The 7,307-nt window shown below is 68.9% G+C and carries 5 protein-coding genes; all 5 read right to left on the reverse strand.

From position 1 onward, the window contains the following. The coding region (locus FKV24_RS11070) for a ribokinase (RefSeq protein WP_141482427.1) at window positions 1-840 on the reverse strand (840 nt) is incomplete at its 3' end. Then, window positions 837-2,102: a serine hydrolase gene (locus FKV24_RS11075; RefSeq protein ID WP_170288283.1), complete on the reverse strand. Its 1,266-nt coding sequence runs from the start codon at window positions 2,100-2,102 to the stop codon at window positions 837-839. The genes FKV24_RS11075 and FKV24_RS11070, both read right to left, overlap by 4 nt. 69 nt (window positions 2,103-2,171) lie before the next feature. Then, window positions 2,172-4,373, reverse strand: a complete 2,202-nt coding sequence (locus FKV24_RS11080; RefSeq protein ID WP_141482430.1) for a TonB-dependent receptor — start codon at window positions 4,371-4,373, stop codon at window positions 2,172-2,174. 226 nt (window positions 4,374-4,599) lie between these two features. After that, on the reverse strand, window positions 4,600-5,478 hold the full coding sequence (locus tag FKV24_RS11085; protein WP_111265847.1) for a LysR family transcriptional regulator: 879 nt from the start codon (window positions 5,476-5,478) through the stop codon (window positions 4,600-4,602). A 26-nt stretch (window positions 5,479-5,504) separates the two neighbouring features. Next, the coding region (locus tag FKV24_RS11090) for a sodium:solute symporter family protein (protein ID WP_141482429.1) at window positions 5,505-7,307 on the reverse strand (1,803 nt) is incomplete at its 5' end.

Raw genomic sequence — 7,307 nt, forward strand, 5'->3', positions numbered from 1 at the left:
GGCACCGTCGCCGGTGCAGGCCAGGGCCGATGCGGCGCAGGCCCGGGCGAGCGCTGGTTCCGGGTCGGCGCCGCCTGCCAGCGCCGCGACCAGTACGCCACAGAAGGTGTCGCCGGCGGCGGTGGTGTCGACCGCTTCGACCGCGAAACCGGGGCAGGGATGCAGGACACCGTCGATGCGCGCGCAGCAGCCCAGCGCGCCGAGGGTCACCACCACCATCGGTACCGGCAACCGCGCCAGCGCCGCGCCGATGTCGTCGCCGATGCCGGTCAATGCGGCCAGCTCGCTCTCGTTGACCACCAGCAGGTCGATCAGCGCCAGCAGGCGTTGCGGCAGTGCCTGCGCGGGGGCCGCATTGAGCGCGACCCGCACACTGGCCGCGCGTGCGCGCTGCGCCCAGGCTTCGATCGCCGGCAGTGGGGTCTCCAGTTGCAGCAGCAGGAGGCCGATGTCGTCCAGCGCGGGCAGGTCGCTGCCGAGCAGGCAGGCGTTGGCGCCGGGGGCGACGGTGATCGCGTTCTCGCCGTCGTCGGACACACAGATGAAGGCGCTGCCGGTCGGGACCCCGCGCTGGCGGCGGATGGTCAGTTCGACTCCGGCCGCGCGCAGCGAGGCTTCCAGGCGCTCGGCGTAGTCGTCCTCGCCCAGCGCGACCAGCATCGAGGTGGCCGCGCCGCCGGCGCGCGCGCTGGCGACCGCCTGGTTGGCGCCCTTGCCGCCCGGAAAGGTCTGGAAATCGCGCCCGAGCACGGTTTCGCCGGGGGAGGGAATGGTCCCGGCGCGGACGACGAAGTCGAGATTCGCCGAGCCGGCGACGAGGATGCGTTGGCGGGGACTCACGGAGCGGCGACCTGTTGCACGAAGTTGTAGAACGGCAGCGCCAGTCGCGGCAGGTCTGCGGGAACGTCCCGGGGCAGGTGCTGCAACAGCAGGATACCGGCGATGCGGCGATGCGGGTCGATCACGAAATAGGTGCTGGCCGCGCCCGACCAGCCGACCTGGCCGGGGCCGCCGCTACGGCCGCGCAGGGCCGGGTCCTGCAATACCGCCAGGCCAAGTCCGAAGCCCTGCCCGCCGGTGGCGTCGGTATGCGGATCGGCCAGGCCCATCGGGGCAAGTTGATCGCTGAACATCCGCTCGACCATGTTGCGCGGCAGATAGCGATGGCCGGCATGTTCGCCGCCATTCATCAGCATGCGCACGAAGGCGAGGTAGTCGGCCGCGGTCGAATACAGCCCGCCGGCGGCACTGGGGTAGGGGCGCAGGCGGATGCCCGGATGACGTGCGTGCGGCTCGTCGGCGATGACAAGGCGGCCGTCATCGCCGGTGGTACTCAGTTCGACCACGCGATCGCGTTGCCGTACCGGCACCGAGAAGCCGGTGTCGTGCATGCCCAGCGGCTCGAAGAACTCGGCCCGCATATAGCGCTCCAACGGCTGCCCGCTCCAGACCTCGACCAGGCGGCCGAGCACGTCGAGCGCGGCGCTGTCGTAGCGGAAAGCGGTGCCGGGTTCGCTGTCGAGGGGGATCTCCGCGAGCCGCCGCACGTAGTCGGCGAGGTCGCCGCTGTCCTCCAGCCGGGCGGCCTCGCGTCGCGCCAGCGCCGGCCCCTCGACCGCGAAGCCGGCGGTATGGGTCAGCAACTGGCGGATCGTCGGCACCGCCGGTCGATGGGTGCCGTCGTCGTCGACCCGGTACAGCCCGGCCAGATCGGGCAGATGTTCGCCGACCGGATCGTCGAAGTCGCCGTGGCCCTCGGCCAGCAGCCGCAGCACCGCCGCGGAGACGATCGGCTTGGTCATCGAGTAGATGCGGTAGATCGCATCCGCCGGCAGCGGCTCATGCCGGGCCAGATCGCGGTGACCGGCACTGACGTCGACCAGCACATGCTCGGGCGTGGCGATCAGCAGGCGCGCGCCGGGATAGCCGGGGGCAAGCGCCGTGTCCCGCAACCAGACCGTCGCCTGCTGCGTCGGCGTTGCGGCGGATCGATGCGTCGCGTCGACGGGTGCCGGGCCGGCCACTGCGGACGTGTCGAGCGCCGGGACGGCCAGAGCGCACGACAGGATCGCGTACGAAAACAGCCGGTGCGATGTCTTCAACAATGGTTTCCTTCTGCGCTTCCCTGGCGGCCGCTGCGCGGGGCCGGCGGATGCCGCCGGCCTGCCGGCTCAGAACTTGATCGTATGGGTCAGCGAGACCATCCTGCCGCGGCCGGCCCAGTAGTTCTGCCAGCCCGGCAGCTGCGACCAGGTCAGCACGTACTGCTTGTCGAACAGGTTCTCGACACCCAGCGCGATCTCGCCGTAGCGTCCCATGTCGTAGTTGGCGCTGAGGCCCCACAACGCGTAGCCATAGGTGTTCTCGTCATTGCTGAAGGTCGCGCCGTCGGACGCCCGGACATGGGTTTCGCGCAGGTCGCGGTCGAAGGTCTTGACCACGCCCAGGGTCGCGTTGAAGCGGTCGTTCGGGGTCCAGGTCAGCGAAGCGCTGACCTTGTCCGGGCTCAGGTCGAGGATGCCCATTTCCTTTTCGAGGCCGGAACCGGGGTAGTACTCGGTCTTGCCGCGGATGCGCGAGTAGAGCAGGGTGCCCTTCCAGGCTTCGCTGAAGGTCCAGGCGCTGCTGAACTCGAAACCCTCGATCTCGGTCGGGGCGCGGGTCAGGATGAAGTCGTCGGTGGCCGGATCGACCGACAGGCTGGAACCGAACTCGGAGGTGGAGCGATAGACCGAGGCGCCGATCTGGGCGCGCTCGCCGCGCCAGTTGACGCCGATCTCCTTGTTCTCGGTGATCAGCGGGTCGAGGTCGGCGATGCAGTCGACGTCGCGACAGCTGCTGGACGCGTTGATGTTGCGCAGCGGGATGCCGATGTTGGCCAGGCCGAAGCCTTCCGAGTACGAAGCGAACGCCGACCACTGGTCGGTGATCCGCCAGATGCCGCCGAAGTTGATCAGGTTCTCGGTGTACTCCAGGCCGCCGCCGTCGACCGCCACGCTGTCGCGGTAGGCGGTGGTGGTGTAGCTGTCGACGTGCAACTCGTCGTCCTCGCGGCGCACGCCGGCGCTGAGGGTGACCGGGCCGATGTCCCAGCTCGCCTGCAGGTAGGGCGCGACCGAGGTGTACTCCATCGGCGGTACCCAGATACGGTCGGTCAGCGCCAGGCGCTGGGCGGCGGTGTCCTTGACCAGGTCCACGCCGACGCGCAGTTCCAGGCCGGCGACGTTGAAGGCGTCGCCGCGGGTGTAGCCCAGGCGCAGGCCCTTCTTCTCCGAGGTGATCTCGGACTGGTCGTAGATGCGCTGATCCTCCGGCGGAGCCGGCTTGGTCAGCTGGCGGTCGGCGCCGTTCTCGGGCAGGTAGCGCATCGCCTGGTCGGCCCAGTACGCGTCGACGGTGAGGGTGCCGTCGAAGAAGTTGCCGTGGCTGTAGTTGACGGCGAACTGCTCGAAGTCGTTGAACTCGGCCAGCGAGCCGGCGATCGAGCCGCGTTCGGAGGTGTTGGTGGTCGGCTTGGGGCAGTCGACCGGGTCGTAGCGGCAGCCTTCGACCTGGATGTAGTTGGCCTTGCCGCGGATGCGGAAGTTGCTGTAGCTGGCCTGGATGCGCTGGTAGCCGTATTCGCCGAAGTTGTAGCCGCCCTTGAGGAACAGGTTCTTGGTCCGCGAGTCGGCCAGCGAGCCGCTGGTGTTCATGCCGATGCGGCGACCGTCGCCGTCGTAGCTGATGCCGCGGTCGATATAGGCGGCGCTGCCGAAGAAGTCGGCGTTCTCGCCCTTGTAGGCGTGGCTGAGGCCGACCTTGTACTGCGAGCTGTCGTCGCCGAACTGGGTCGAGTAGCGGGTGGTCAGGGTGGTCTCGTGGCCCGGAGTGGTCGGCACCTTCGACAGGTAGTTGATCACGCCGCCGGCGCCGCCGATGCCTTCGGCGGCGGACGGGCCGTTGATGACTTCGATCCGGCCGATCACGCCCATGTCGGTGAAGGTGCCGTTGCGGCTGCCCTCGCGCAGCGGCGAGCCCTGCGGGATGCCGTCGAACAGGCGCAGCGCGACGCGGCCGCGCAGGGTTTCGCCGGAATTGCTCATCGCCTGCGAGGATTCCGAATAGCCGGGCACGGTGCGGGTCAGCACCGCGGTCGCGTCCTCGGTCAGCTCCAGGGTGTTCTGGATCTCGGCCTGCGAAACCAGGGTGATCGCACCGGGAATCCTGTCGATCGCCTTGGGCGTGCGCACGCCGGTGACCACGACCTGGTCGAGGGTGGTGGCGTCGGGTTCGGACGATTCGTCGCTTTCCTGCTCGACCTGCTGGGCCTGTGCGGCGCCGGTGGTGGCCAGCAGGACGCTGGCGATGGCGACGGTCAACGGCTTCGACAACATGGAACTCCTCCCCGGTACGGCGCACCTTCGATGCGCATGATGATGGGTGCACGTGCGCGCGTGGCGCCGGACCTGGTGCATGGACATGCACCGCTCAGGCAGGGTAGGAACTCGGCAGGGCCGGAAGTACACCGGCCGCTTATGTTCAGAAGAAAGAATTCCTGAGGTTAGAGCGTCGAAACTGTTTGTTGCGACGCAACATCGACGACATCGGTCGGCTGTGTCAGTCGATCGCCCGCGCGACCTCGTGGGCTTCCTCGCGCAGCGCGCCGACCAGTCGCATCCGCACCGACGCGCGCGACCAGATCAGACCGATCCGGCGCGGCTCGCTCGGCTCCGGCAGCGGGATCCGGACCAGGTCGAGGCCTTCCGGCCACGGCCGCATCCAGTCCGGCACCAGCGACACGCCCAGGCGGCGGTCGACCATCGCCGCGATCGCGTTGAGCGCATTGAGCTCGACCCGTTCGCGAGGGACGATGTCGTGGCGATGCAGGTACTCGTCGGCCTGGCGACCGCCCCACTGGTTGCGGTCGTAGCGGATCAGCGGTTGCTCGGCGAGCAGCTCGTGCGGATCGCGCCCGGCCAGCGACGCGTGCGCGAGCACCACCAGCGGCTCCTCGCGGAGTACTTCCCAGCCGCAGGTCTTGGGCAGCGGGAACGGCGCCTCCAGCACCAGCGCGGCGTCCAGTTCGCCGCTCTCGACCGCACGGTACAGGTCGGCGGAGTAGCCGGGGCGGATGAACACGTTCGATTGCGGAAAGCGGCTGACCATCCGCGCCAGCACGTCCGGCACCAGTCCGACCAGCACCGTGGGGCAGGCGCCCAGTTGCAGGTCGCCGGAAGCGTCGCTGTCGTTGGCGACGCTGCGCATGTCGGCGACGTCGCGCAGCATCGCCCGGGCGCGCTCCAGGATCCGCGAGCCCTGTTCGGTCAGGCCCACGGTGCGTCCGGCGCGGGCGATCAAAGACACCCCGAACTCGCGCTCCAGGGTACGGATCTGCTGCGCCACCGCCGCCGGCGTCAGGTTCAGCGTGCGCGCGGCGGCGGCCATCGAGCCGTGGTCGGCGATGGCGATGAAGGATCTGAGGAACTGTGTATCCACCTGCGCCCTCCGCTGCAGCGCACAGGCTACTTCGCCCGAGCCGCTTGCGCGAGTGGCGCGGGCGCGCCGTCGCCGCGGCCGGTGTGTATGGTCAGTCCGGCCAGCGATTGCGCCGGCGGCGGGAACAGCAGGCTGGCGAGGTAGCCGACCACGATGCAGGTCATGATCGAGATCGCCAGGTAGAAATACGGATGGACCAGGTCCATCGACCAGGCGCCGAAGGTCACCACCAGCGCCGAGGCGATGCCGATCGCCACGCCCTGCCAGTTGGCGCGGGTGGTGAACATGCCCAGGGTATAGGCGCCGGCGAAGCCGCCGCCGAGCAGTCCGGCCAGTTCGATCGAGACGTCGAACAGCGACTGCACGTCGTAGCTGGCCAGCAGCCAGGCCAGGCCCATGCCGACCGCGCCGACCAGGACCGTGGTCCATTCCGCCAGGCGCACGCTGCCGCGTTCGCTGGGGTGCCTGGAGAGGCGTTGGTAGAAGTCGACCGACAGCAGGGTCGAGACCGAGTTGATGATCGACGACAGGGTCGACATCGCCGCGGCGAAGATGCCGGCGATGATCAGGCCGGTCACCCCGGTCGGCAGTTCGGCGGCGATGAACAGCGGGAAGGTGGAGTCGATCGGCAGCCACGGGTCCATCCGCTCCGGATGGGCCTGGTAGTACACGTACAGCGCGGTGCCGATGCCGTAGAACAGGATGCCGCCGGGAATGGTGATCGCGGCGAAGGTCCAGACCGAGCGCCCGGCCGCGCGCGCGGACGGGGTCGACAGCACCCGCTGCATCAGCACCTGGTCCTTGGGGAAGGTCAGCACGACGTCGAACACCACCAGGAACAGGAAGCCCCAGACCGTCGCCCGGGTCAGGTCGAAGCTGAAATCGAACACGCTGGTCTTGTGCTCGGCCATGGCGATGCGGGCGAACTCGGACACCCCGCCGTCGAGGTGCCAGAAGATGAAGCCGATCGCGAACAGCGCGCCGCCGAACATCACCAGCACCTGCACGAAGTCGGTCCAGATCACCGCGCGCATGCCGCCCAGCGCGGTGTAGACGATGGTGAACACCCCCATGATCAGGATGCTCCAGGCCACATCCATGCCGGTGATCGTGGCGATCGCCAGCGACGGCAGGAACAGGATCACGCTCATCCGGCTGCCGACCTGCATGACGATGCACAGCGCGCTGGCGAGCATGCGGATCGCCGGATGGAAGCGGGTCTCCAGGTAGGAGAACACCGACATCAGGTCGAGCCGGCGCAACAGCGGCACCACCCAGACCGCGACGAACATCAGTCCGAGCACGCCGATCAGGTTGTTGGTCAGGTACTGCCAGTTGCTCTCGAACGACTTGGCCGGGATCGCGATGAAGCTGATCGAACTGACGTTGGTGGCGTACAGGCTGATGCCGGCGGCCCAGAACGGGATCGAACGGCCGCCGACGAAGAAGTCCGCGGCCGAGGCGCTCTTCTCCCGCAGGTAGAAGTACAGCCCGACCCCGAGCACCAGCACCAGGTACACCGACAGCACCACCCAGTCCTGCCACTTCAGCAAGGGCTGGCGCTCGACCGGTTCGGCCAGGTGCAGGCCGTCGCGATCGAGCCAGGCCGCGCCATCCGCCCACGGCGCCCATCCGAGGGTGTCCGATTCCAGTACCTGCGGCAGCATCGTCCAGGCGCCGGTGATCGTGTTCAGGGTCGCGAGTCGGCCGCCGTCCGGACGGCTCACCGCGAACAGTGCGTGGGCCTGGCCGAGGGCGCGGACCAGGCGCGGGTCGATCGCGCCGGGCGCGGCCTGCACCCGCTGCCAGCCGAGGTCCCCGCTCCAGCG

The organism is Marilutibacter maris (genome assembly GCF_006546735.2).
GTDB lineage: Bacteria > Pseudomonadota > Gammaproteobacteria > Xanthomonadales > Xanthomonadaceae > Marilutibacter > Marilutibacter maris.